Here is a 24,143-nt window from a genome sequence, read left to right as displayed (position 1 = left end):
GGATTGCGCCCCGCCAGGGTAAAGGAAATAGACTGCTTAAAAAGGACCTGCTGCTGCTACGTCGATGCGTCCAGGACGCGGTGAAACCTTTGTTTCGATAACCGGGTGGGCTATCGGAACACGGCTGTGTTCACGGCGAGAGAGCCGAACTGGCCTCTCTCGCTGGGTTGGCAACTCACGCTGCGAAAAGATCATCCTCGAGCCACGACGCCGGCGACGAGTTGACGGTTTGAACAGATGCATCCAAGACCGGCAACTCATCGTCGACGGCCGCGCTATGCACCGCCACCTCAGAGGCTGGGGCTTCGTTGCTTTCCGGCAGCGCCAAGGTATCAATGCGACCAAGAATCTCGGCCGCAATCGATTCGGCATCGTTGGCTTCGAGCAAATGAAACCGATCGAGCAACGGCGCCGGGACCACTTCAGTCAGTTCGCACCAGCGTTCGAGCTTGCGCTCAACCGTTGCTTCGAGGCTGATACCCTGCGCACGACTACGAGTGACCGGAAGAATGCGCGCCTCGACCTTGAGTTCCGACGCGCCCACGAAAAGCGCGGCAATCGCCTCGCGATCCACCGACTGACGATGCTCTTCATCAACTTGCCAACGAACGCGCACGAATTTGTCCGTTGAACTGGCAGCTATCTCGGCGAGCCGCGCCATGTCGGGCGGCCCGTCAAAGTCGATACACACGGTCTCGCGTGCTGGCGTCGCCACCAACTGCGCGTTCGCGTCGCCGGCGGACACATCCCACAGGAGGTAGCCCTTGTCCCCCTCCTCGCCGTAGTGAAAGCGTCCGATCGAACCCGGATAGGCGACCAGCCGGCCAGCCCGCTCCCACTGCTGGTGCTTGTGGATATGACCAAGCATGAAGGCGTCGCATTCGGCGTCGAACAGCGCGCTGATCGAGAACTCGTGATCGAAACCTGCCATCGTGACGCCGTGCTCGGTCGTGCAACCATTGACCGTGCCGTGCGAGACACCGACCGTCCGAATTCCGGCCGCCCGAAGTTGGCTATTCACCCGGCCGGCCGCCGCAAGATAGTCGCTGAGCACGTCGTTCAACGCGGTCGCCGCATCCTTCGCGCCAACCGCGGCCGCCAGTTGGCCCTTGTTGATCGTGGGCAAACAGGTGAAGACGATATCAGCGCCGATCGTCAGCACGCTCTTGAGCTCTTCCGGACTGAACAGCGGCCCGTCGGAAGCAAAGAACTGACCCTCGAACCAACTCACCTGTTGCACCCGCTCGGCGACGAACACCGGATGTTCGGTGCCCATCAAAGCAAAGTTCTTCAAGGTGCCCGGCGGCTCGTGCGAAAACGTGCCCTGCAGCATCAGCACCGGCATTGAACGCGCAAGCCGGTGAATCTGCGTGGCCAACCGGTTCAGCGAAGGCGAGTGAGCGTCCAACCGATGGTCAGTTGCATCGCCGGAAATCACAGCAAAATCCGTCCCGAGCGTGATCGCATTCCCCACCGCGAACCCGAAGCATCGGTCCGCCTCCTCGAGGTTGCCCGGCGCGTAATGCAAGTCAGAAAAATGAGCGATTTTCAATGTCGCCTCCTCAAATGAAAAAGCTGCCAAGGGAGCATTCCCAAGACAGCCTCATGGATAAGACGCCGCAATAGAGGCGTCGCAAAAAATTTGTGTTTCTTCAGAAGACCGTGAGACGTCCGTCACCCTGGCCCCACTCGATTTGCAGCTTCGAGGGCTCGGGTTCTATAAACGACGTGCTCTTGCATGCCTGGCATTGGGCAACAATGCGCGCGGTCTTGTCGGCAGTGAAAAGTGTGAAGGCTTTTCCACCACACCCTCCACAGCCCATCTGTTGTTGGCCAAACAGAATTGATTGTGGTTCCGGCATCGCAAGATGCTCCGTATAGAAAGATGGAATGGCCGCCGAAGCGGACGAATTCGATGCGTGAACACGCGGTCGAAAGCTCTTTAGCAAAACGGGCTTGCTGAAGTACTCTCGGACGTCATATCGAAAAAGGATGAACCAGCCCCGAAGGGCTGGCGTGTGAGTGGTCTCCTGAACTACTGGATACGCTTCACAATGAGATGATTACCGTCGAGTTCAGCCAACTCTCCAACTGCGAGAGCGTTGATACGGTGAAGGTCGTCGGCGTCGTAGCCGTTGTCAGAATTAAAGTGCTTTTCGGACAGCGTGCGTGTGCCGGGATTGACGTAGGTCTCATCCCAGGTCGCTTCGTAGATACGCGCCATCGTTTCTCCTCACGCAGGAGAAACGGCTTGCAATGCCTTTCCGATCTCAGCCTCAAGATCGTCGGGCTTCACAAGTGCGGCCGCGAGACATGCGTTCATCTGGTCGATGTCGGTTGCCCGTTCCGACCACCCTTTTCCGTAGGTGACGTGCGCATAAATGCGAAAGTCTTGTTGCCGGTCTGGATGGTTCAATCCGAGGCGTTGCAGCAGGTCCGACATTCGATGCCGCTTTTCCTCGATCGTTTCATTGGGATCGACGTCCGGGGGATTGCCGCTTGCCACGTTGCCATCGCCTTCTGATGAAGTGCTTGACTGTGAACCGTCGAGGTCAATCGTCCGTTCGTCCACCACACGAGCAGCGGCATCGGGTTCGATCAGCGCGACGACGCGATTTGCAGCCTCGAGCGCCGGTACCGCGCCTTCCGCGGCATCAAGCAACGCCCCAAGATCGATATCTGCATCGAGGACCGTCAACATCTGCTTCTGCCTGACGGCCTGACCGTTTTCATCAATACGCGTGATGTCGAATTCCCGCTTCGAGAGCCAAAATCGCGTTCCGGTGAGTCTGCCCCGCGCGAGCGAGACGGTCTGCATTGCGGAATACGCCTTTTGCAGCACGTAGATGGAGTTCGTCGGCAATTCGATCAGGCCGAGGCCCTTGATTTCCGGGATCACGAACAAGAACGTCGCCGACAGATTGCATTTGCGCGCCTGATATTGCGGGCAGACCTGCGGGTCGCAAACGCCGTCCCGTATGTCGTCGTCCTGCCGGTGATTGATCAGTCTGCCGCCAAAGGACCGCTTCGCACGTTGCGCACGCGCATCCCGTTCAACCGGGGCGTACGTTTTGCAGTAGCGTTTCCCGTCGCTCCCATACTGCGAGAAGAAAAGCCGACTGGTCGTGTTGTAGACCGCCATTTCGTTGGGAACGTTTCGAAGCCAGTCATCGAAGGCGAACATGACCGGAAAACGATACAGCCGCAGTCCGTCGCCTCGATCCTCACCGTACAGCTTGAGAATCTCGTCAGCCGTTGCGGGGTTGGAAAAATCCGAGCGGCGGCAGACGAAGTAAGGAACGTTTTTCGGGACAAGCGCGTTGCTTAGCTTCAGTTTCGATTCGATGGTCTTGCCGATCGTCTCGAAAGAGTCGCCGGCCGCAACCATCGTTTGGTACAGGTCAACCGCTTTCTGATTCTCCTGTGCCTTACGCGTCAGCACTTTGATACCCGGGCGAATCTTGCCGATCGTGGGCGGCCGGATGGCCCGCTCTTCGACGAGACTGCGTGGTGTCAGATCCAACATCGATACGACTGCATTCATGATGTTTTGCTCGCAAGAAAAAAGATCGCCGCCGTGCGAAGTTTTGCTGCCCCAGACTGGATCTCGTGGGCCGCATCGCTACCGCGCTTCTCGGTGACATGGTGGATAAAAGTGGTTCGCTCGGCATCGCCATACATCGCGACTTGAGCCACCTCGCAACGCTGCCGCCATGAGGCGGTGCTCGTATCAGCTTCCTGGCGCTCCAGTTCGATCGATTGCTTGATCGTTTCCGCGATGCGCTGGTTTAGACGGTTCTGCAACAACATAGGCAACCCCCGTTGGAAAAGGCCCGTGAAAACACGGACGAAAAAAAAGCCCGCACCGGTTAAGGAGCGAGCTTCGCAAATAGGTAAATAGGCCGACACGAGACCTACACGCCACGTCCCTTCTGGGGACGTGGCGCACAGGGAGCCAGTGAAGGCTCTGTCAGAGGACGTAAAGTCGTCCTCGCGCAGCATGGTCACGCTGCGCAACAACCCTTTTTCGGAAAATACATTCCGCCGCAGGATCACGGATCAGCCAACTTCGATCGTTCTACCCAGAACAGGCTCTGGAGAGAGAACACCCGATATCCAGGTTCGAACGATGTACCGGCGCAAATGCATGCGGACCAGGTACGAGTATCACGGCTGAAAATTGGGGAGTGGGTGGCGAGTCACTCAGCACAAGAAAATTATCCACACCAGTAGCCAACTGGTCGGAGCATGCTCAAGAGCACGGCTTGCAGAAAAAAGATGGACTCCGGGCTTGCGAGTCGAGGTCGATGCGTCAGGGACGCGGGGAATAGAGTGAGTATTGCGGATTGGCGCCGCTGCATTGGGGCAAAAGCTCACAAATATCGCATAGCTTTCAATCTCTTCAGACGAATACATTCAACGACAATCTGACACTGAGAGAGACCACCCGAAAAGATGCCATGACCGCTGTTCTTGAAGAATTGCCTGAAGATCCGCAGAAAGACCCGCCAAATGTTGCCGAGTCGCAGTCCGGGCTCAAACCGATCCAGCGCCTGACAAGCGATGATCGGCTCGCACGGATCACCCCATCGACGCTCGCGCGAACCGAGTTCATGTATTACTCGCGTTATGTACGCGATTTCGTGCGCTCGGACTACAACTTCGCTGCAGCGAAGATGGCTGTTGCCCGCAACGGAAAACTGCGCGCAATCGAAAACGAGTTCCGCGTCGCGGACGCCTGGCTGAGCAAAACGGTTGCGGCGATATCGAGAAGACACCAGCGTGTCATGCCGGTGAAGGCCGAAAAAATAGAGTTGGAAATCAAACACGCGCTCTCCGGGACTCTCGTGCGCTTGCTGGTGCAATACGACCGACTCTTCATCGGCACGATGCGCTGCCAGATGGCGCTCACCGTCTCCGCGAGAGAACGGCAAAGCATTCTCGACGCTGCCGAAGCGCGAATTAACCAAATCCCCTTCCTGTGTATCCCGGACGCTGACCAGTTCGAGTCAGACGGCACACACGTTCCCGGATCGGGTATCGAGTCTTAAAGAATTCGCATGTCGATTTCGTGCCGCTTGACTTCAACGCGGCGTGGGTAAGCTCGACCTATCAACCAGAGGCGCTCATATGGACTTACGTGACATCCAGAGACTGCACGCGCAGTTTTCCACCGAACCTTTCACGATCGACCTGCCGGCGAGAATCGCGGCGCTCCCGGCACCGGAGAAGATCGCACGCGAAGCTCCGGACACAGGGCGCAGTAGGTGGTCGAGCCTTAAGCCGGCATTCAAGCGCTCATGCATCGCGCTCGCCACGGCGGCATTGGTCGCAACGGCCGGCGTTGGATCGGCTTCTTTGTACAAGTCCTGGCATGCCGACAAGCCCGCACCGGCCGCGCCCACGGCCTCTGCACCGGCGTCGTCTGGCACGGATGCGGGGCTGGCCACCGCATCCGTGCCAACCGATGCGCAGCCGGTCGCAGCGATTCGCGAAATCGACGCCAGTCCGTCGCGGCCAGTGGCTATGACACCACCGACGGACGCCGCGAATCGAGGCGCGCCGGAAGGATTGACCGCAGAGCAGTTCCGTCAAGCGGTCGCCTCGCGCCCGCTCGAAACGACGCGCAGCGCGGTTCCAACCATGTCAAGCGACGAACAGCGCGCCATCAATTCGCCAATTCGACGTGCCACGACAGCCCGAGCGGCAGAAGTGAAACCGGTTCAGGGTGCAGCTCCCGAAGACGCCGAGCGCGCACATACCCCACAGCCCGTTGCGCCGCAATCTACGCCCGTCGCACCGGTAGCTGTCAATCCGGTCGCAAGCAGCAGCATTGCGACGGCACCGCTCGCTGCAGCGGTTCCCAGCACGCCCCAACCGACTGCGAGGCCTGCCGACGCACCAGAGGCCACCGTGAAACCTGTTCGCCGGCCAACGCAACACGCGCTAAAGCCTCGTGCAGCACCGAGCGAGCCGTCGTCGCCGGCACCCGAGAAGAATCCCTCACCGCCTGCGCGCGCCGGGTCCAACGAAGTGCAAATGTTTTGAACACGTCGCCCGTTACGACGTATCACCCTTCACAGGCAAGGTTTGGCGCACCGACGGGGGCAAATTGGGAATTCCTGCACCGTCCCGCGATCGCGCTGGCCAATCCGCCCCTGATGCCTAAACCAATGAGGTAACCATTGAAATCCAATCTCAACATTACGCTTATCGATGCGGGCGCGGCCCTCAACGGCGATCTCATCCTCGATCATGGCGTGAGCTGCTTCGGGCTAGTCGACGGCAGCATCGTTTCGACGAAGGGTCTGCTGCATGTGGGCCAAGGTGGTCTCGTGAAAGGAACGGCGCAAGGCGAGCACGTGCACATCGACGGCAAAGTCGAAGGCGACGTGCATGCGCGCGAATCGCTCGAAATCAACGGCCAGGTATCTGGAAATATCTTTTACTGCGGCACGATTCGTCTCGGGCCGCGTGCGTCGCTGAACGGCGCACTCAAGCGTATATCGAAGGAACTGACGATCGAGAACGAATCGAACGTCAAAGAGATCACGCGCGCCGTCGCGAACCAGTAACGCAGCGCGATCACTAGAATCAACAAAGCCCGCAACGCGGGCTTTTCATTTTGGTGAGCAAGACACCTGTCGCCAATGGTGAACCACGGGGAGATTCTGGGCGTCATGGCTGCCGTTTTCGCCGGACCTCTTCATATGCCTGCATGTACGCGCGCTGTTCGCCGAACGTTTCAAAATGGTGCTCGAGTGCAGGCCTACCAGCCTCGGCATCGGCTTTGCCATGCAAGTTGGCCAGCACGCGGCGATGTTCCAACAGGCCCCGCCTGTAGGCGACTTGCTCGGATATTGTCGTATAGAGGTTCGCACGCGGGGACATGCCGGCTTCGGCATCGGCTCGGCCCCGCGATTGGATCGCAGCCATGTCGGAGGCATCCTCGACTTCCAGCCCATCCGGCGAGCGTTTGTCCGGCAACAGCAAGGACAGAAAGAACAATGGCCAGCCACGAGATATTCCAGCTCACCAGTCACTTGCTCGCGTGTTTTCCCGAGGGAACCGGAGGGCGCTGGAGCCCGCATTGTGCTGGCACTGTGGGCCGCCCCAATGGGCAAGAGCTTGCCCAGGAGCTCTGCGCTGCGCGCGTAGGGCAACGCTGCGGCAACCTCGCTCTGGACGCACCTGAGTTCCGGTGCGATCCAGCGCTGCCGCAGCGTGGAATTGCCGCAGTTTTGTACCGGCGAGTTCACGGCGCATTGGATTTGCGCAACCGCAGCACTCGGACCCCGAAACCGCGCCCCATGGATTTCTGCAATGGCCCGGTTCGCGCCGCACTGCGCGCAGTGCCGGCGCTGATGCGTTGTTGCCTCGAACTGCCGGGTGACGATTTCAAGCTGAAGCTGCGACAAGAGCTATTTGCTCTCGGACACGCTGCCCCCTACGTCCCTAGTTCGCTAACGTCAGGACGCGTCATCTGCGAAAGCGGGGCGTTGGTGATGTGGCTATCGCCGCTATCTACGGCCAGGATCCGTTCGACTTTCATGCGCAATCTCCGTCGATCAACCGGGACGGAATTATCTAGCACCGTGCAAAACGCCCCACTGCTGCGACCGGCGCGAGCCACCCCATGCTTTCAGCTACAAATTCCTGAAGGGTGCGCCAATAGATCCTCGCTTGTAACCGTCACTACTCGACCGGCCAAACCCACGGCCTGCTCTGATGGTCAGCCCGCTGCCACGCCACAATCTCGGCGTCCAAGCGAAGCGTGCTCTTGATATCGTCCAGCCCGGAAAGAAGCGCATCCCGTTTCAACTGATCGATCTCAAAGCCGTAACTACACGCCTGCGATGCACTGATCGACTGCGCACGCAAATCCGCGGTAACCCGTTGTCCCGCATTCACGTCGTCTACCAGATCGGCGATTTCTTGACGTGTCAGCCTAACTGGCAAAATTCCATTCTGCAGGCAGTTGTTATAGAAAATGTCGCCGAAGCTTTCCGCGATCACGCACTGAAAGCCCATTGACTCCAATGCCCAGACAGCGCCCTCTCGCGACGAGCCACAACCGAAGTTTTCGCCTGCAATCAGGATCGGCGCGCCCCTGTGGTGCGGCATGTTGAACACACAATCATCAACGGGCTCACCATTTTCATCCAAGCGCAACGCTTCGAATGCATACTTTCCCAAGTCTTCACGCGCAACATTCATCAGACGCTCAATGCGGATGATGACGTCGGTATCGATATTCGGTTGAAGGAAGACAACGGCCGGACCACAGACGGTCGAGAAACGTTTCATCTCAGGCCACCTCGCGCGGGTCGATGATCTCGCCTGCCAGCGCAGCAGCCGCAGCACTAGCCGGGCTGGCCAGATGGGTACGCACACCTGGGCCCTGACGGCCAACAAAGTTCCGATTGGATGTCGATACGACCCGCTGTCCGGGTTCCGCACGTTCACCGTTTGCCGCCACACACATGCTGCAGCCAGGCTCGCGCCATTCGAAACCGGCGCTCAGGAATATCTGGTCGAGCCCTTCGAGTTCTGCATCCTGCTTGACCTGCTCGGAGCCGGGCACCACCCAGGCTCCTATACCACGCGCCACTCGCTTGCCAGCCACGACGCGAGCAGCTTCACGCAAATCACTGATCCGCGCGTTAGTGCACGCACCAATGAACACCCGATCAATTGGCGTACCGGCTAGCGCCTGTCCCGGTCGCAGATCCATGTACGCGAGCGCCGTTTCGAGCGCGTCCCTCGACTGACCGGATTCGAACTCGTCGAGCTTCGGTATGTTCGCATCGATAGCGATGACCTGTTCAGGGCTGGTTCCCCAAGTCATCATCGGGGCGATTGCCGCGGCATCCACAACATGCTCGCGATCGAATACTGCATCGGGATCGCTCACCATCTCCTGCCACTGTGCAACCGCCTCTTCCCACTGCGATGGAGTAGGTGAAAACGGCTTCCCGGAAAGATACGAAATGGTCTTGTCATCTGGGGCGATCATTCCCATTTTGGCGCCAAGTTCAATCGACAGATTACACAACGTCATCCGCGCTTCGATACCGAACTCACGCACGAGCGGGCCGCTGAATTCGACCGCATACCCGGTCCCGGCTCGCGTACCGAGCAGACCGATCAGAAACAGGCCGACATCTTTCGCGAAGACGCCCGGTTTGAGTTTCCCGTGAATCCTGACATTCATCGTGCGGGGCTTACGCTGCAGCAGCGTTTGCGTCGCAAGCGCGTGGATGATCTCCGACGAGCCAATGCCGAATGCCAAAGCACCAAGCGCGCCGTTCGTACATGTATGACTATCGCCACAGATGAGGGTCATCCCCGGCTGCACGAGTCCCAATTCCGGCGCCATGACATGGACGATTCCCTGGCCGAGTTTCCCGATGTCGAAAAAGCGGATGCTGGCCTGCTCGGTTGCCTTCTTGAGCTCTTCATACAAGCGCGCACCTCCCGGATTGGTGTAACCGGTCCGTCCTTGCGAGGTGGCAACTGCATGGTCTGCCGTGGCAAATACGAGCTCTGGATTGCGCACCGTGAAACCACGGCTTTTGACACTTTCGAGAGCGATCGCACCCGACAGATCATGTAGCAAATGCCGGTCGATATGAAGCAGCGCCCACTCCTCCGAAAGTTGTGCGACGACATGTCGACCCCAGATCTTTTCAAATAGTGTTTGCCCCATTTACCTGTCTCCTGATGTAAAGCGTGGCGAATCCCTTCCGTATCAAATCGACGAGCATCGCCGAATGCGACTGGCTGCGCTAGCGATGCAAATCAAACCATTGCATTGCCAAGTTGTTTGTTTATACTAACAACCGTACCTCGATGATGCAAGTCACGGTACGGCAGGGTTTACACCGCAAGCATGCACGGTGGATCCGATGGAAGCTGTGGGCAGTTGAATCGACACCCGCGTTAGCCTTTCGCAAACAAACCGATATGGAGAAGACATTATGCCCAGCGTATTAGGTTGGCGACGCGTGTTTGGCATCGCTACGCCATCCGTCAATACCGTCGTTCAACTCGAATTCGACGACTTGCGTCCAGCGGGTGTCGTCAATCACTGCGAGGGCATGTACGTGCCTGATGCCCCTACGATGGCGAACGCGAACGACGAAGAGAATTTGCGCCGGATCGATCTTGCACTCGAGAATGCCATTGAGCGAATCGCCACCTGCAGGCCCGATCACATCATCCTTGGCGTATCGGCGGAAAGTATCTGGGGAGGTGGTGTATCGGCGGCCCGCAGCATCGACGAGCGAATTCGTTCAATCGCCGGCGACCTTCCTGTCTCTCAGGCAGCCGACGCGTTTCCCGCTGCGCTGAAGGCGCTCGGTGTGACTGGAAAATTGGGCGTCATCCACCCTTATGGCGACAAGGGAGACCCAAAATTACGCGCCTATTTTGATGAAATCGGCTATGCCGTGGCCCGCACGCGTGCGGTACCGGTATCGACCCTCGCCGGTATTGCTCATACAGAACCGCAGACGGCTCTGGACGCGGTGCGGGCCGTTGATGGAGAGGACGTAGCAGCAATCGTCCAGTTCGGCGCGAATCTTCCGTTTGGGCGCGTCGCTGCCGCCGCCGAATTGTGGCTTGACAAACCCGTGATCGCGGTGAACGTGGCGACGTACTGGTACGCACTGCGACGCGAAAACATCAATGACCGCGTCGAAGGCTACGGCAGCTTGTTTTCCCGTCACTGAATTCTTAAACACCTAACGACAGAAGATGCTGACATCGCATCAGCGCCCCATCTCAGGCAGTCAAATCCAAGGAGCAAAGCATGAAGATCTGGCATCAGTCCATGGCCGACTTTGGTCGGCTGGAAACGTACGGTGCGGCAATCAAGAAGCACTCGTCACAAGTGTGCGAAGAAGACACAGAAGTGGCGGTAAAGGGCATGCCGCCGAAGAACTATATTGTCGGAATCGCCGCACAAGGTGACGCATCCATCGATGACCGCATGACGACCGGCGACATGCTCGGTTCGCCCTACATTTATCACATGGGCTTCCGTCGCATTATCGATCATGCTCTTGAAGCCGAGCGCGATGGCTACGACGCATTTGTGATCGGATCTTTCAGCGAGCCGTTCCTGCGCGAATTGCGTGCGACGGTCAGTATTCCGGTGGTATCGGTTGGGGAAGCGAACTTTCTCCTGGCGTGCTCGTATGGCAAGCTGCAGGCTCATATTGCCAATGTGCCGGAAGTTGCGCGTATCGTGACGGACCACGTACACGAGTACCGTCTGACCGATCGTGTCGCTGGAGTCTATGCCGTTGGGCCGGAAATGGACGAACACCTGATGCAGCAGATGTGGAATGAGCCGGGAGAAATCATCGAGCGATTTACTGCGATCGCGCACGAAGCGATTCGCGCCGGTGCCGACGTCATCATTCCTGTCGAAGGCGTGCTAAGCGAACTGCTGTATCTGAACGGCGTGAAACGGATCGGTAAGGCTCCTGTGTTTGACAGCTTCGGCATGGCCTGGAAATACGCCGAGTTGCTGGTGAGCCTCAAGAAAAAGATGCAACTCGAGGTCGGGCGGGAATGGGAATACCGCCGCCCGACAGAGCGCCAGCTCGCGCTCTTCCGCCAGTCGATCGGCGCCCAGATCTAATCAAGGAACGATCTTCGCCGGGCGCGAGGAATTACCTCGCCCCATCACGTGAAACACTTCGCTTCGAGCCCGTTCGTGCCCGCTTGCGCGACCGGGTTCTATTTTCGATGATTCGATCACGGATACGCATCGGATGGAGACTCGCATGGACTATCGAGATGTCCTGCTCGAACAAGATTTTGGAACCATAAACCAACTGATCTCGGCGCATGCCCGGGCGCGGCCGCTGCACCCGGCCCTGATCTGCGGTGCAGCACAGATTAACTATCGGGCTTTCGACCAGCAAATCCAACAAGTCGCTGCCGCACTCCAGCGTGATGGCGCTGGTCCGGGAAGCGTGGTGGCAATCTGCGGTGCCGCATCGATCGAATATGCCCTGGCGTTTCTGGGTGCGCTACGCGCCGGGGCGGCGGTCGCACCGCTTGCTCCGTCCTCTTCTCGTGAAAGCCTCGCTGCAATGCTGATCGACAGCGGCGCCCTTATCGCTTTTGTCGATGCCGCCACAGCCGAGACATTGACCATCGGCGATACGAACACTGCGCTTTCGTCGATCCAAACCGTCTGTTTTGATGATCCCGCCGCCGGCGTGCCGTTTCGTGCATGGCTGGCGCCGCAACAGGCCGCTCTCACCGACGTCACAATACAGCCCGACGATCCATTCAATATCATCTATTCGTCCGGCACCACGGGAACACCAAAGGGCATCGTGCAGCCGCACGCTATGCGTTGGGCCCAATTCAAACGCATCCGCTACGAAGCCGATGCGGTGACAGTCGTATCCACACCGCTCTATTCGAACACCACACTCGTCTGCTTCCTGCCAACGCTTGCGGCAGGCGCAACGGTCGTCCTGATGCCGAAATTCGAGGCCACTGTGTTCTTGCAGCTTAGCGCGCAATACCGCGCAACGCACACTATGCTGGTTCCAGTGCAATATCGCCGGTTGATGACTCACCCATCGTTTGATGACTTCGATCTCTCGAGCTATCGCGTCAAGTATGCGACCAGCGCCCCCTTTGCCGCTGACCTGAAACGGCAGGTCCTCGCACGCTGGCCCGGAGGACTTGTCGAACTCTACGGGATGACCGAAGGAGGAGGTAGCTGCATGCTCGAGGCGCACCGTTACCTCGACAAACTACATACCGTTGGAAAACCAATGGATTCCAACGATATCCGGATCGTCGACGAATATGGCGTCGAGCGCGGCATCGGCGAAGCCGGGGAAGTCGTCGGTCGATCAGCATCAATGATGGTGGGGTACCACAACCTACCTGAAAAGACACGAGAGGCGGAATGGTTCAGCCCCGACGGCCTGCGCTTCATTCGCACGGGCGACATTGGCCGGTTCGACACCGATGGTTTCCTCGTGTTGATCGACCGTGCGAAAGACATGATCATATCTGGCGGATTCAACATCTACCCGAGCGATGTTGAGGCCGTGCTGGCAGTTCACCCTGCTGTCGAGGAATGCGCAGTGGTTGGCATTGCCAGCGAAAAGTGGGGTGAATCGCCTGTTGCATTCGTCAGGCTCCGCGAGGGCGTGAGCGTTGAAGCCCAGACCCTTAAAGTATTCGTAAACGAACGGGTAGGACGCACCCAAAGACTTACAGACCTAAGCCTAATCGATGTGCTCCCGCGAAGTGCGATCGGGAAGGTATTGAAGCGTGACCTACGCCGCATTTATGAAGAGTCACGCGGCGGCGTTACCGCGGTCTGAAAAAACCGCGGCGGGGAACGGGTGAATCGCCGGTGGTTTTACTCACTGCACAGACGGCACCCTCCCCGTTGACTGCGAAATTCTTCGAACCTATGACGGTTCAGCAAGCCAATCTCTGCTGGCGCTAGCGATCGCGCTACCGCATCTTCCATTCTTTTCCCCCTTTTGCGCGTCCATCAACGACAGACGCACATTCACCACGGCCTCTCTATCAAGCTTTCTGTGAATGCTCTTGGGTCAAGCCGATTACGATCGCGCCCGGATTCCCTTCAAGGGTCAGGAATTTTTTGCTCACGACTGCCATCAGCAAAGACGTCAACATGAGCATCGCAGCAGCGCCGCAGAGCGCATATGAAAAGTTTCCGAAGCGCTCGAGAAGCAGACCGACAAGATAGGGCGCCAGGAACCCGCCCACACCGCCCGACATGATCAGGATCGCAAGTCGAACCGCCAGAACCTTGCTGTTCGATGAAATATTTCCGAACACTTCGGTCGCGAAGGCGTAGAGCACATTCGCTTGGCCGGACACGCCTGCTACCGCGACACAGAGAAACACCATTTTATAGACAGGATCAGCGACTAGCGCGACACCAAGCGTACCGAGGCCTCCAATGAACAACATCACTGCGATGTGCCACTTGCGATCTCCCCAACGATCGCTGCTTCGTCCACAAAGGAAAACCGCCACTGCTGCGCATAGGAACGGCACGGCGCTAACGAGTCCGACCTGCGCGTAGCTTAAGCCCCCGAGATCTTTCACCAGACGCGGAATCCACATGAACACGCCGAACACGTCCATCGCGTATAAAAAATGAACGAGGCAAACGAATGGCACCAACGGATGCCAAAGTGCGAATGCCAGTGAAACCTGCTGTGACTGGTCGGCCCGTACTTCGGCTTTGAGGGTATCAGCGAGTTCGACCTGCTCGGACTTTGTAAGCCAATGTGCCCCGTGCGGTCCGTCACGTAGCCAGTACAGTCCAATCAATCCGAGCAGGACCGAAGGCAGCCCCTCAATGACGAATAACCACTGCCAGTTCACCAGTCCCAAAGCTGATGGCATTTCCAGCAACGCACCGCCCAACGGAAAGCCGATCGCCGCCGAAATGGGTACGCCCAGCGCAATCCAGGTAAAGGCGCGTGCCCTGAACGCTTTTGGAAACCAGCAGCACATAAAGAACAACAAGCCGGGATACCAGCCGGCTTCGGCGACGCCTAGCAGCAGTCTAAGCACGTAAAAGCTTCTGGCCCCAGAGGTTAAAGCAGTGGCGCAGGCACATAGCCCCCAGATGATCAGAATGCCGCTGAGCCATTTGCGTGAGCCGAATCGGTCCAGTCCGAGGTTGCTCGGAATCTGAAACAACGTATAGGTAATGAAGAAGATTCCGGCGCCAAAACCGAACACCGACGGCGCGAATCCCAGATCGCGATTCATTGCCAAACCGGCCACCCCGACGTTCGATTTGTCGATATTGTTCAGTACGTATCCCATGAGCATGAAAGGCAGCAACCGCAGTGCGTTTTTCCGGTTGATGATGGCAAGTCTTCCTTCTGATCCCGCATTCATATGTGCTCCCTGTTAGCAGCGGATGACCGGCAGGTCGCTCTGTTGCTCCCCGCGCCGGTCGCTTAACGATACGAGAGTCCTATGTTTTAGAATTTCTCGCGGATGGCGATTCGAATCACCGCCTGACGGTTATTCGATGACGGCGTCAGGTTGGCAATGTTAGCCACGGCTGCATTGCCCGTTGAATCGATGCCGCTCGCCTTCTGGACTATGCCGACTACATAGACGTCTGTCGCCTTCGAAAGAAAATAGTCTGCGCCAAGGGTGGCGCTGTTATACGTCGCACCACCAAACGACGTCACGGCATTACGCGAGACACGACTGCCATGAGCGTAGGTGTACGCTGTCCCCAGTTGGAACGACGGCGTGACATGCCACACAACATTGATCTCCGCAGTATTGAAGATTGCCGTGCCTTGCGGACCTAGTGCGGACACCGTCAGCCCTGATGAAGGGCTTTCCAGATGCCGGAATTCCGTATTCGAGTAGTTCAACCCAATACCAACGGGGCCAAGCGTATAGATGCCGCCAATCGCAGCCGTCTGATAGGTTTCGGCGGTGGCATATCCGCCCCAGATCGTATTGGCGGCGGCAACCTGCGATCCGCCCGCGCTCAGTTGCCCGGAAGCCAATGCACTATTGCTAAAATACGCCGTGTTCGGCTGATGAACAAAGGTGTAGGCAGCGGCTAGCGTGATCGGTCCAGCCACATAGTTCGCGCCCGCCGAATAGATCGAGTTTCGGCCCATTGATCCTGCCACACCGCCGAGACTGTAAAGCCCCCCGAACGTCAGTCCTTTCAGATTGGGGCTCGCGTATTTGATGGCATTGTCGACGCGCTGCGACGCGTTGGTGTTATTCACGTCAGCCGCCTGAGCATAGAACCCTGTAGCGAACTGCCCCGCTGCGATCATCGTAGCGAAGTAAGTCACCATGCTTTCATACTGCCGACCGAATGTCACGGTCCCATAACTGTCGTTCGACAATCCGACGTAAGCCTGACGCCCAAATTCCAGACCTGCTTGCCCCAACGAGCCGTTGTTAATATTTGCGCCGCTTTCCAGCATGAATATGGCCTTCGTGCCCCCACCGAGATCCTCGGATCCCCTGAGGCCCCACCGGCTTCCGAGTTGGCCCGCAATCGAATCGAGAAACACTTTTTTCGATCCGACGCCTGCCGTTGTGGCAGTAGCTGCAGTCGTTCTCGCGTTCGACTGGATCATCAGACCTTCGTCGATGATGCCAAACAATGTCACATTCGACTGTGCATGGACCGCTGGCGTCACGGCGACTGCCACGACAACTGTAAGAAGTGATTTTTTCACAACATATCTCCAATATTTTTTATAGTTGGTTCATTGCAGTGCGAGTGGCGCTAGCTACTTTCTGGGTTGCGCGAGATCAGCATCTATTTTTATATTTGCAGTACTTAATATTTTTCTAATTCTTCCGACTTCTGAAATCACTCGCTAACTCGCCAGAGTCGAATGCGTGCGAGTTAGCGACAATTCATTTTCTGATTTCGAAGCGCCGCTCGAGGTCCCATACCTCCGGGAACCCCGCGAGTCGATGGAGCGCACCAGGAGGTTCACCTTCCCCATAGAAACTGACGGGGAATTCAAGCGCGTCTGGACTTTCCCGCAGGTGGCGATAGGCGACGGCTAATGTCTGCGCGATTGAGGCAAAGCCAATGCTCGGATAAATTGCAATCGCAAAACCCATTTCCTGAAGGTGCTGTGCCGACACCATTGGCGTCTTGCCGCGTACAACCATATTGACGAGCAGCGGACCCCGGAGGCTCGAAGTAATCTGTGCAAGCTCCTCAACGCTTTCGGGCGCTTCAATGAAAAGAATGTCCGCACCGGCTTGCGCGTACTGATGGGCGCGGTCGATCGCCTCGGTCAAGCCAAGGGTGGTGCGTGCGTCGGTGCGAGCAATGATGAGCGTGCGGTCCGACTTACGGCTGTCGGTTGCAACCTTGATTCGGGTCACCATCTCTTCGACCGGCGCGACCAGCCTACCATCGGTATGCCCGCACTTTTTGGGTGCGATCTGATCTTCGATCTGGATCGCCGCGGCGCCGGCGGATTCATAGCCGCGCACCGTCCTGCGAATGTTCGCCACGCCGCCGAAGCCAGTGTCAGCATCGCAGATTAGCGGGATATCCGTCACATCGGCAATAACCGCGACCCGTTCGACCATTTCCGAATAGGTAATGAGCCCGGCATCCGGGTGACCGAGACTAAACGAGACGCCATACCCTGTGACATACAAGGCGTCGAACCCGATGGATGCGGCGACACGCGCAGACAGGCCGTCAAACACCCCGGGGGCACGAATCAATCGTGCCCCCGCGCCTGATAATTCCAACTGCTTCCGAGTCATTTGTTTCTCCAAGTTGTTCGTTTATACTAACAACCAAATGACGGACCAACAAGCGACATATGGCATAGTGTTTACGCTAGCCATGAAGCAATTCCAGGACACCAAGTGGACATCCTCCAACGAAAGCGTGGGACCGCCCTGCACAGGCAGATCTTTCTGGTACTGAAAGAGCGCCTCGCCGCACACCGATACGATCAGGGCCTTCCGACGGAAGAAGCTCTGACCATTGAATTTTCTGTGTCTCGCGCCACGGTTCGCAGCGCTCTCGCCGATCTGGAGAACGCCGGACTTATCAAACGCATGCACGGCAAAGGTTCATTTCCGGTCGAGCAGGCGGCACGGCCCTCGTTGCTCTCTTCGACAAGCTATCTCGAACACCTTAAACGGACGTCCGTTGAAACGCATATCACCCTGCTCGATTTCGCATTCGGACCGGCACCGGCTCATGTTCGCCAAAATTTGCTCACCGATCCTGGCGACCGGGTCCTGCATGTGGTTCGCACCCGCAGCAAAGGCCGGCTTCCGGTCATGCTGCTAGATGCGTATGTGCCAGAGCGATTCAGTGAAGGGATCACCAAGCGTGATCTGCAGGAGACACCTTTGTTCGAGGTGCTGTTGTCACGTGGCTTGAACTTCGGCCGTGTCGTGCAGGAGATCAGCGCCTGCATCGCCGATCCCGCCCGCGCGCAGGCGTTGAAAGCTGATGTCGGTATTGCGCTGATTCAGTTGAATCGCACTATCTTCAACGAAGAAGATGTGCCAATCCAGTATTTTGAAATGCTCCTGATACCGGAGAGAACCAAGGTGTTCCAGCAACTTCCGATCGGTAAGGATCGCGGTTTTGAAGGTGGAACGCTGATACACGTCTAGTGCAAAGTGACGAGTGCGCTACGCGATTGTCCGCAGGGACTCAGCTTGCGCATCGTCAATTTTTTGACTGACGGCTTCCACTTAGCGCTCAAGGGCGAACAGTTGCCAGGCAACGCCAGCAACTTTTTTTGCGTGGCGCGCAATAGCCGTCGCATCAGCCAGCGCGTTTCCGTGCAGCGCTTTCTCGAACAGATCCCAGCGAAGCAAGGCCTCGACCAGTGAGGCCGACCTTTTTGCATTGAACGATTTCCATCCGTGCCGGCGGGAGATCTCCGCCAGGTACGCCGCCAGAATCCGAGTTCGCCCACGCGCAACGTTCTGTGCGTACAACTCACCGAGTTCGGGAAACCGCTCGGAGTCGCAGGTGACGATTCGATATAGCGCTATCTGCTCCGTCGACAGCAAATGGGTGAGGTACTGGGTACCAGCCCCGGCCAGGCCTTGCTCTGATTCGTCGTCAAACCACGCAAATTTGATCGCCAGCTCGGCATTGCTGCGCGCTTGCGTGAATAGCCCATCGTCGGTGCAGGCGGCTTCAATAACCGCACTGAACAATTCGGACTTGTTCCTGAAGTGGTTGTAGATGGTTTTCACCGATACACCTGCGGTCGCCGCAATGCCATCCATCGACGCATCAGAATATCCAAGCCGGAAAAACTCCATGCGCGCGGCCGCCACGATCGCGCCGCGTTTTTCCGCCATGATCCCAGCCTTGGGATGATCGTTCGACCACTTCTTCACCGGCAACCTTCCTTCGTTCAAGTTGTTGAGCCTGACGCATGCGCATTATCTACGCTATGATCTGGGAAAACGATCGTTGTATCAAGAGAAATTGAACCCTGAAGGCAATCGAAATGAGCAATGCAATTCGCAGGCTCGTCCTCAAGAAAGACGACCACGGCAAGGCCGTCGTCTTCCTTGAGGACGAGGCTGTGCTGGCGAAATGGGCCGGGGCAGACGCTGCCGGGACCGTAGTCTGGAGTACGGCGGAGGTCCCCGCCGACAATAGCGATGGGGATCTCGACGGGCACCGCCGCAACGTCGGTGTTGCGCTTCATGGGGGGTCGGTATTTCGCCTGACCGAGTTTGGTCCAGGCTATGAGACGCCGATGCATCGAACGCTATCGACAGACTATTGCTTCGTGCTATCGGGAGAACTCGAACTCGTGCTGGATAGCGGCCAGACCGCGTTGCTGCGAGAGGGCGATGCGGTGATTCAATGCGGGACTCGCCATGCATGGCGCAATCCCGGCGTCGATCGCTGCAAACTGGCTGTTTGCATGATCGAAGCCCGACCTGTTGTCATCAAGGGTAAGCGGCTAGGCCGGACGCCCTTGATCAATATGATCATCGCCTCACTCGCGCTGGGGTTGCGGCGCAAGCGGCAAGTTTATCCAGGGGCGCGTTCGGTGGAATCGGCACGTGACTCGCAGCAGGTTGTCCGTCGCGTTGTTACGGGCCACGACGGTTCTGCGCGCGCAATCGTCATGATCGACGACACATTAGCGACTCAACCTACGCATGCGGGCGGTGCCCGCGAGATCAGTATGTGGCGGACGTCGGTGGTTCCGCCGTCGAATGATTCCCTCCACAACGGACCCACGCAACAGCGGGATACCGACCCGGCAAACGGATCGTCATTCAGGGTGCTAACGCTCGAACCTGGATGCTCCACAGCGGCGGCTAACTTGCGTTCAATCGACTATTGCGTGGTCCTTGATGGCGCGATCGAGATTGTCCTCGACCGCGGCAAGGTGATCAGCCTTCACACCGGCGACTCGGCAGTACTACGAGGCGTTCACCACAGTTGGCATAACGCGAAAGACAGTGGCGTTAGCAGACTGCTAGTCGTCAGCATCGAAGGACAAGCGTCAACCGTCCCCGGTCAAGCTGCATAACAGCGAACGCATACGATCGGCGAGCAGGTTGTATCTCGCACTCAGACAAGGAGATTGACATGAATGTATTCCGCTTCGAAAAGCTGACCGGTTTGCACGACCTTGCACTACTAGATGCGCCTCCACCGATTCCACAACGTGGCGAAGTACTCGTCAAAATCCGAGCGGTTTCGCTCAACCGTCGCGACTTGTTGATCGCCGAGGGCGGCTACCCTGGACCGGTTGCCGAAGGCAAGATCCCCTGCAGTGACGCGGCGGGCGAGATCATTGCGATCGGCGACGACGTCACCGCTTTCAAACCTGGCGATCGGGTAATCAGCACATTCCATCCTCGCTGGTTCGGCGGCCGACCGCCTGCAAGCGTCGCGACCGACACGTATGGAAATGGCAGCGATGGCTGGCTTGCCGAATTCAAGGCGATATCTCAGGAAGCTGTCCTGGCCTTGCCTGCTGGACTTTCATACGAAGAAGCCTCCACGCTCCCATGCGCAGCGACGACCGCATGGAATGCGCTGTCCGGTCCGACTCCGATTAGAACGGGAGATACTGTGCTGACGCTTGGCAGTGGGGGCGTCTCTGTCTTTGCGATTCAACTCGCCAAAGCAGTCGGAGCCACGGTCATCAGCACTACCTCCAGTGATAGGAAGGGCGTGCGACTGAGAGAACTGGGCGCGGACCACATTGTCAATTATTCGGATACCAAATCTTGGGGGCGCCATATCAAGCAACAGGTAACCGGTGGAGTGGGCGTGGACCGGATCGTCGACGTAGTTGGCGCAGGTGCGCTAACTCATTGTTTGACAGCGATACGACGCGGTGGCGAGATCGTACTGGTCGGACAGTTGTCAACGCAAGGTCCCCCGCTGGACGCCGCGTTGATCAAATCGAGCAGCGCTACCCTCAGACCGGTCGGTGTGGGTGATCGTGCGTTGCTCGAAGAATTGATTCGTGCTGTTGTGGGGGCTGGCGTGAGACCCGTCATTGGGCGCGTGTTTTCGTTTGCCGAAAGCAAGGCGGCTATGGAAGCGCTCCGCTCGAATGAACACGTGGGGAAGATCGTCATCTCGTTACCCGATTAGAGTTGGCCGCGAACATGCGATTTGTTTGGTATAAAACGGTCATTTGGTAAGAGATACCAGCAACTCAACTGGACGTGTCGAAACTGCACTTTGGCCGTTGATGCCGATCGGTTCTGGAGGGCCTCTGCGTTCCCGCAGGACCCTGCGTGAAGGGAGGGCGGAGTCCAGTCCATCTCGTCCTAGATTGTTCACCATCGTGAACTAATGGCCGCTTCCTGGGTAGAACCGACGCCTGAATGTCCGAGCGAATGACGCTTCATGGCCGAACCCGGTCCGACGTTGAACTGGCGGATCGGGTCGCCATTGATCGGTCCGCGTCGGGCAGAAGTCAACCCTAAGCGGACACGTAGGTCGAGTGACGCACCCGTGGAGCGCGCCACTCGAATCGCCCAGTTCCGGTTCAGGCTGGCGTCCCGTCAGGATTTGATGAACTCGAGAAGGTCGGGGTTGAGGACGTCCGCGTGGGTAGTCAGCATGCCGTGCGGGAAGCCAGAGTATGTCTTCAGCACACCGTTCGCGAGCAGGTCGACAGCGCGGGGCACCGAACTGGCGAACGGGACGATCTGGTCGTCTTCGCCATGCATGACCAGTACCGGCACAGTGATCTTCTTCAGATCTTCGGTGTAGTCCTCCAGCCAGGAGAATACGGTCTCGTAGTGGGCCCGGGCGCTGCCGGCCATGCCCTGGCGCCACCAGTTCGCGATCACCGCCTCAGACGGCTTGGCGCCCGGACGGTTGAATCCATAGAACGGACCCTCCGGGACTGCCCGGTAAAACTCCGACCGGTTGCCAAGCACGCCTGACTTAACCGCGTCGAACCACTCCCGCGGCTGACCTGCAGGGTTCGCGTCGGTTTTCACCATGTTCGGCGTCAACGAGGCCACCAGCACTGCTTTGGCGACCCGCTCCTGGTGGCGAGCGACGTAGCGGGCCACCTCGCCGCCGCCGGTGGAGTGCCCGATGTGGATCGCGTCGCGGACGCCGAGGTGTTCGGTCAGTGCAGCGAGGTCGGCGACCCAGTGGTCCATGTCGTTGCCGGTGCCGACTTGCTCGGACCGACCGTGCCCACGCCGGTCATGGGCGATCACCCGGTAGCCGTGGTGAAGGAAAAACATCATCTGGGCGTCCCAGTCGTCGGCCGACAGGGGCCAGCCATGGCTGAAGACGATCGGCTGACCGGACCCCCAGTCTTTGTAGAAGATCTGTACGCCGTCCGGAGTGGTGATCGTAGGCATCGCTGTTACCTCCTTAAGAGATTGATTGAAGTGTTGGTGCGCCGCGAGGCATCGAGAAGGCTGCCAGCGGCTTCTTTCGAAGACTATTTCACAATGCGCATCTGAAAACGTGCGAGCGGAGCGCACTCCGACAACGCCGCGATGGAATGCAGTGGCAAAACACGATGCTAAGCTTGGAATCTATAGACATTTGCCTCTCCTACTTAGATCCGACCGGTTGAGTGGGGTGCTTCCGTTGGTGACATAGACGGTAGCTACTGGGAACATATATGTCCCTTCCCTCGTCCACAAAGACTTTGTATGATTCGACCTATGCCTTGAAGGTATAACGGAGATCTGATGGAACTTCGACATTTGCGCTATTTCGTTGCCGTTGCGGAGGAAGGCAGCCTGTTAATGGCCGCTCAGCGGCGACTGCACACGTCGCAGCCGTCGTTGAGCCGGCAAATTCGCGATCTCGAATCCGAAGTCGGTGTGAAGTTGCTTGAGCGCCAAGCACGTGGCGTAGCGCTCACCACTGCCAGGAAAATTTTCCTTGATCACGCGCGCTTGGCGCTCTTGCAAGTTGAAGCGGCTACTGACGGCGCGCGCCGGGCAGAACAGCCGGAAAAGCCTGTCTTGGCCATGGGTTTCCTTGCGGGGCAGGAAGTTGTATGGCTACCCGAGGCGCTACGCATCCTCCGGGAAGAGGCGCCGGAGGCCGAAATCACGCTGTGCAGTCAGTCCTCCCTAGAACTTGCTCTCAGGCTGATGCGAGGGAAACTTGACGTTGCCTTTCTTCGACCGGAGATAGAGACCGTTGGCCTGTCCTTTAAATTCTTGGCAAAGGAGCCTCTGATCGCGGTGCTGCCGGCGGACCATCGCTTGACGTCACGCAAAAAGATTCGGCCGCAGGATCTTGCCCGCGAAATATACGTCAGTCCGGCGAGGACCTCTCCGGTATTGAAATCCGTCATTCAGGATTACGTATCGAAAGTCGGGATCACGCTCAAGGCGGGCTACGAAGGCGAGGACCTGCCGTCGGCAATGTCGCTCGTCACGTCAACGGGTGGCGTTACGCTCATCCCGCTATATGCGCAAAATATGCTGACACCGAATGTTGTCGCCCGGGCGCTTGACGGCGTGCCTCCGACGATTGATCTCGTCCTGGGATACAACAATGCGAATACATCTCCATTGCTCCTTCGGCTCTTATCTCGTGCCGACGAGTTGGTTGCAAACGTTCAAGATCAGAGCATCATCCGATATGCCGTCTAGGTAATGAGCCCGCGCTCGTTGCCCGGCGCATCTTGTGCCGGGAAGTGTCCTCGAAGCATCCGTTCGTGACCGACCGCTTCCTGGCTGGACATCGACCTACCCCAATCACGAAGCACTGGAAGTGCGCCGAGTAGGCCATGGTCACGTCGACCCGGCATTCCGCGCGCGTTGTTCTATTTCGACAGGATGAATGCATCGCGTGGGGCGAGGCAACGTCCTCGGTGCGCTTGAAGCGCAGCGCCGTCAGGTCGACGCCTGACAGCAAGGCCTCGCCCCGCCCGAGCAATGTGGGAGACAGGGCAATATGCACCTCGCTTTTCGGCATATTGCCCTTGTCAGAGCGTCCTTACCCGCGGAATCAAGGGGCAGATTGAAGCGTCGTTGCGTTAGCCGTCGCCAACCATGATCGCTTCGAGAACGAATGGCCGCTTTGCCGAACTGCGCTGCCGTATGAATGTCAAAGTGGCACGAAACGCGAGTGACCC

22 protein-coding genes are annotated in these 24,143 nt (G+C 57.9%); 10 read left to right on the top strand and 12 right to left on the bottom strand.

Features of this window, described 5'->3' with window-relative positions:
- Positions 1–175: 175 nt before the first annotated feature.
- From ACSQ36_RS45205 to ACSQ36_RS45190, 4 genes are all read right to left on the bottom strand, one after another.
- Positions 176–1,552 (bottom strand): metallophosphoesterase family protein, encoded by a 1,377-nt coding sequence (locus ACSQ36_RS45205; RefSeq protein ID WP_436187321.1) that lies wholly within the window; start codon positions 1,550–1,552, stop codon positions 176–178.
- Between the two features lie 483 nt (positions 1,553–2,035).
- On the bottom strand, positions 2,036–2,224 hold the full coding sequence (locus tag ACSQ36_RS45200; RefSeq protein WP_436187320.1) for a hypothetical protein: 189 nt from the start codon (positions 2,222–2,224) through the stop codon (positions 2,036–2,038).
- Between the two features lie 9 nt (positions 2,225–2,233).
- Positions 2,234–3,544 carry a recombination directionality factor gene (locus ACSQ36_RS45195; RefSeq protein ID WP_436187319.1) on the bottom strand — a complete coding sequence of 437 codons (1,311 nt, stop codon included), beginning with the start codon at positions 3,542–3,544 and terminating at the stop codon, positions 2,234–2,236.
- Positions 3,541–4,056 (bottom strand): DUF7696 family protein, encoded by a 516-nt coding sequence (locus ACSQ36_RS45190; protein ID WP_436187318.1) that lies wholly within the window; start codon positions 4,054–4,056, stop codon positions 3,541–3,543. Before ACSQ36_RS45190 ends, ACSQ36_RS45195 begins: the two co-directional genes overlap by 4 nt.
- Before the next feature lie 404 nt (positions 4,057–4,460).
- Here ACSQ36_RS45190 and ACSQ36_RS45185 point away from each other — a divergent pair, with 404 nt between their 5' ends.
- The 3 genes from ACSQ36_RS45185 to ACSQ36_RS45175 all read left to right on the top strand — a co-directional run bounded on the left by ACSQ36_RS45185 (position 4,461) and on the right by ACSQ36_RS45175 (position 6,575).
- Positions 4,461–5,051, top strand: a complete 591-nt coding sequence (locus ACSQ36_RS45185; RefSeq protein ID WP_436187317.1) for a DUF1845 domain-containing protein — start codon at positions 4,461–4,463, stop codon at positions 5,049–5,051.
- A 79-nt stretch (positions 5,052–5,130) separates the two neighbouring features.
- Entirely contained in the window at positions 5,131–6,048 is a 918-nt protein-coding gene (locus tag ACSQ36_RS45180; protein ID WP_436187316.1) for a hypothetical protein, read from the top strand.
- 137 nt (positions 6,049–6,185) lie between these two features.
- Positions 6,186–6,575, top strand: coding sequence for a bactofilin family protein (locus tag ACSQ36_RS45175; RefSeq protein ID WP_436187315.1), 390 nt, complete (start codon positions 6,186–6,188; stop codon positions 6,573–6,575).
- Between the two features lie 103 nt (positions 6,576–6,678).
- Here the strand turns inward: ACSQ36_RS45175 and ACSQ36_RS45170 are convergent, their stop codons facing one another.
- The 3 genes from ACSQ36_RS45170 to leuC all read right to left on the bottom strand — a co-directional run bounded on the left by ACSQ36_RS45170 (position 6,679) and on the right by leuC (position 9,709).
- On the bottom strand, positions 6,679–7,008 hold the full coding sequence (locus ACSQ36_RS45170) for a hypothetical protein (protein ID WP_436187314.1): 330 nt from the start codon (positions 7,006–7,008) through the stop codon (positions 6,679–6,681).
- A gap of 687 nt (positions 7,009–7,695) precedes the next feature.
- A complete protein-coding gene (gene leuD / locus ACSQ36_RS45165; RefSeq protein WP_436187313.1) occupies positions 7,696–8,307 on the bottom strand; it encodes a 3-isopropylmalate dehydratase small subunit in 612 nt (203 codons plus the stop codon).
- Between the two features lies 1 nt (position 8,308).
- Positions 8,309–9,709 carry a 3-isopropylmalate dehydratase large subunit gene (gene leuC / locus ACSQ36_RS45160; protein WP_436187312.1) on the bottom strand — a complete coding sequence of 467 codons (1,401 nt, stop codon included), beginning with the start codon at positions 9,707–9,709 and terminating at the stop codon, positions 8,309–8,311.
- A 271-nt stretch (positions 9,710–9,980) separates the two neighbouring features.
- Between leuC and ACSQ36_RS45155 the strand changes: the two genes are divergently transcribed.
- The 3 genes from ACSQ36_RS45155 to ACSQ36_RS45145 all read left to right on the top strand — a co-directional run bounded on the left by ACSQ36_RS45155 (position 9,981) and on the right by ACSQ36_RS45145 (position 13,367).
- Entirely contained in the window at positions 9,981–10,733 is a 753-nt protein-coding gene (locus ACSQ36_RS45155; protein WP_436187311.1) for a maleate cis-trans isomerase family protein, read from the top strand.
- An 80-nt stretch (positions 10,734–10,813) separates the two neighbouring features.
- Positions 10,814–11,650 carry an aspartate/glutamate racemase family protein gene (locus ACSQ36_RS45150; RefSeq protein ID WP_436187310.1) on the top strand — a complete coding sequence of 279 codons (837 nt, stop codon included), beginning with the start codon at positions 10,814–10,816 and terminating at the stop codon, positions 11,648–11,650.
- 145 nt (positions 11,651–11,795) lie between these two features.
- Positions 11,796–13,367: a class I adenylate-forming enzyme family protein gene (locus ACSQ36_RS45145; RefSeq protein ID WP_436187309.1), complete on the top strand. Its 1,572-nt coding sequence runs from the start codon at positions 11,796–11,798 to the stop codon at positions 13,365–13,367.
- A gap of 211 nt (positions 13,368–13,578) precedes the next feature.
- Here the strand turns inward: ACSQ36_RS45145 and ACSQ36_RS45140 are convergent, their stop codons facing one another.
- The 3 genes from ACSQ36_RS45140 to ACSQ36_RS45130 all read right to left on the bottom strand — a co-directional run bounded on the left by ACSQ36_RS45140 (position 13,579) and on the right by ACSQ36_RS45130 (position 17,319).
- A complete protein-coding gene (locus ACSQ36_RS45140) occupies positions 13,579–14,934 on the bottom strand; it encodes an MFS transporter (RefSeq protein ID WP_436187308.1) in 1,356 nt (451 codons plus the stop codon).
- 86 nt (positions 14,935–15,020) lie between these two features.
- Positions 15,021–16,259, bottom strand: a complete 1,239-nt coding sequence (locus ACSQ36_RS45135) for a porin (protein WP_436187307.1) — start codon at positions 16,257–16,259, stop codon at positions 15,021–15,023.
- A 184-nt stretch (positions 16,260–16,443) separates the two neighbouring features.
- Entirely contained in the window at positions 16,444–17,319 is an 876-nt protein-coding gene (locus tag ACSQ36_RS45130; protein ID WP_436187306.1) for an isocitrate lyase/PEP mutase family protein, read from the bottom strand.
- 105 nt (positions 17,320–17,424) lie between these two features.
- Between ACSQ36_RS45130 and ACSQ36_RS45125 the strand changes: the two genes are divergently transcribed.
- Positions 17,425–18,189 (top strand): GntR family transcriptional regulator, encoded by a 765-nt coding sequence (locus ACSQ36_RS45125; protein ID WP_436187305.1) that lies wholly within the window; start codon positions 17,425–17,427, stop codon positions 18,187–18,189.
- A gap of 81 nt (positions 18,190–18,270) precedes the next feature.
- Here the strand turns inward: ACSQ36_RS45125 and ACSQ36_RS45120 are convergent, their stop codons facing one another.
- Positions 18,271–18,951: a TetR/AcrR family transcriptional regulator gene (locus tag ACSQ36_RS45120; protein WP_436187304.1), complete on the bottom strand. Its 681-nt coding sequence runs from the start codon at positions 18,949–18,951 to the stop codon at positions 18,271–18,273.
- A gap of 92 nt (positions 18,952–19,043) precedes the next feature.
- On the opposite strand from ACSQ36_RS45120, the gene ACSQ36_RS45115 reads away from it, so the two are divergent.
- Together ACSQ36_RS45115 and ACSQ36_RS45110 are read left to right on the top strand one after the other, a co-directional pair.
- Positions 19,044–20,087: a cupin domain-containing protein gene (locus ACSQ36_RS45115; RefSeq protein ID WP_436187303.1), complete on the top strand. Its 1,044-nt coding sequence runs from the start codon at positions 19,044–19,046 to the stop codon at positions 20,085–20,087.
- A gap of 59 nt (positions 20,088–20,146) precedes the next feature.
- A complete protein-coding gene (locus tag ACSQ36_RS45110) occupies positions 20,147–21,166 on the top strand; it encodes a zinc-dependent alcohol dehydrogenase family protein (protein WP_436187302.1) in 1,020 nt (339 codons plus the stop codon).
- Between the two features lie 416 nt (positions 21,167–21,582).
- Here the strand turns inward: ACSQ36_RS45110 and ACSQ36_RS45105 are convergent, their stop codons facing one another.
- Positions 21,583–22,401, bottom strand: a complete 819-nt coding sequence (locus ACSQ36_RS45105; protein ID WP_436187301.1) for an alpha/beta fold hydrolase — start codon at positions 22,399–22,401, stop codon at positions 21,583–21,585.
- Between the two features lie 339 nt (positions 22,402–22,740).
- Here ACSQ36_RS45105 and ACSQ36_RS45100 point away from each other — a divergent pair, with 339 nt between their 5' ends.
- A complete protein-coding gene (locus ACSQ36_RS45100; protein WP_436187300.1) occupies positions 22,741–23,658 on the top strand; it encodes a LysR family transcriptional regulator in 918 nt (305 codons plus the stop codon).
- The last annotated feature ends 485 nt before the right edge of the window (positions 23,659–24,143 follow it).

Source organism: Caballeronia sp. LjRoot34, from assembly GCF_964253815.1.
Lineage (GTDB): Bacteria > Pseudomonadota > Gammaproteobacteria > Burkholderiales > Burkholderiaceae > Caballeronia.
Note: the sequence above shows the minus strand (reverse complement) of the source record. Positions and strands in the feature narration are given on the sequence as shown.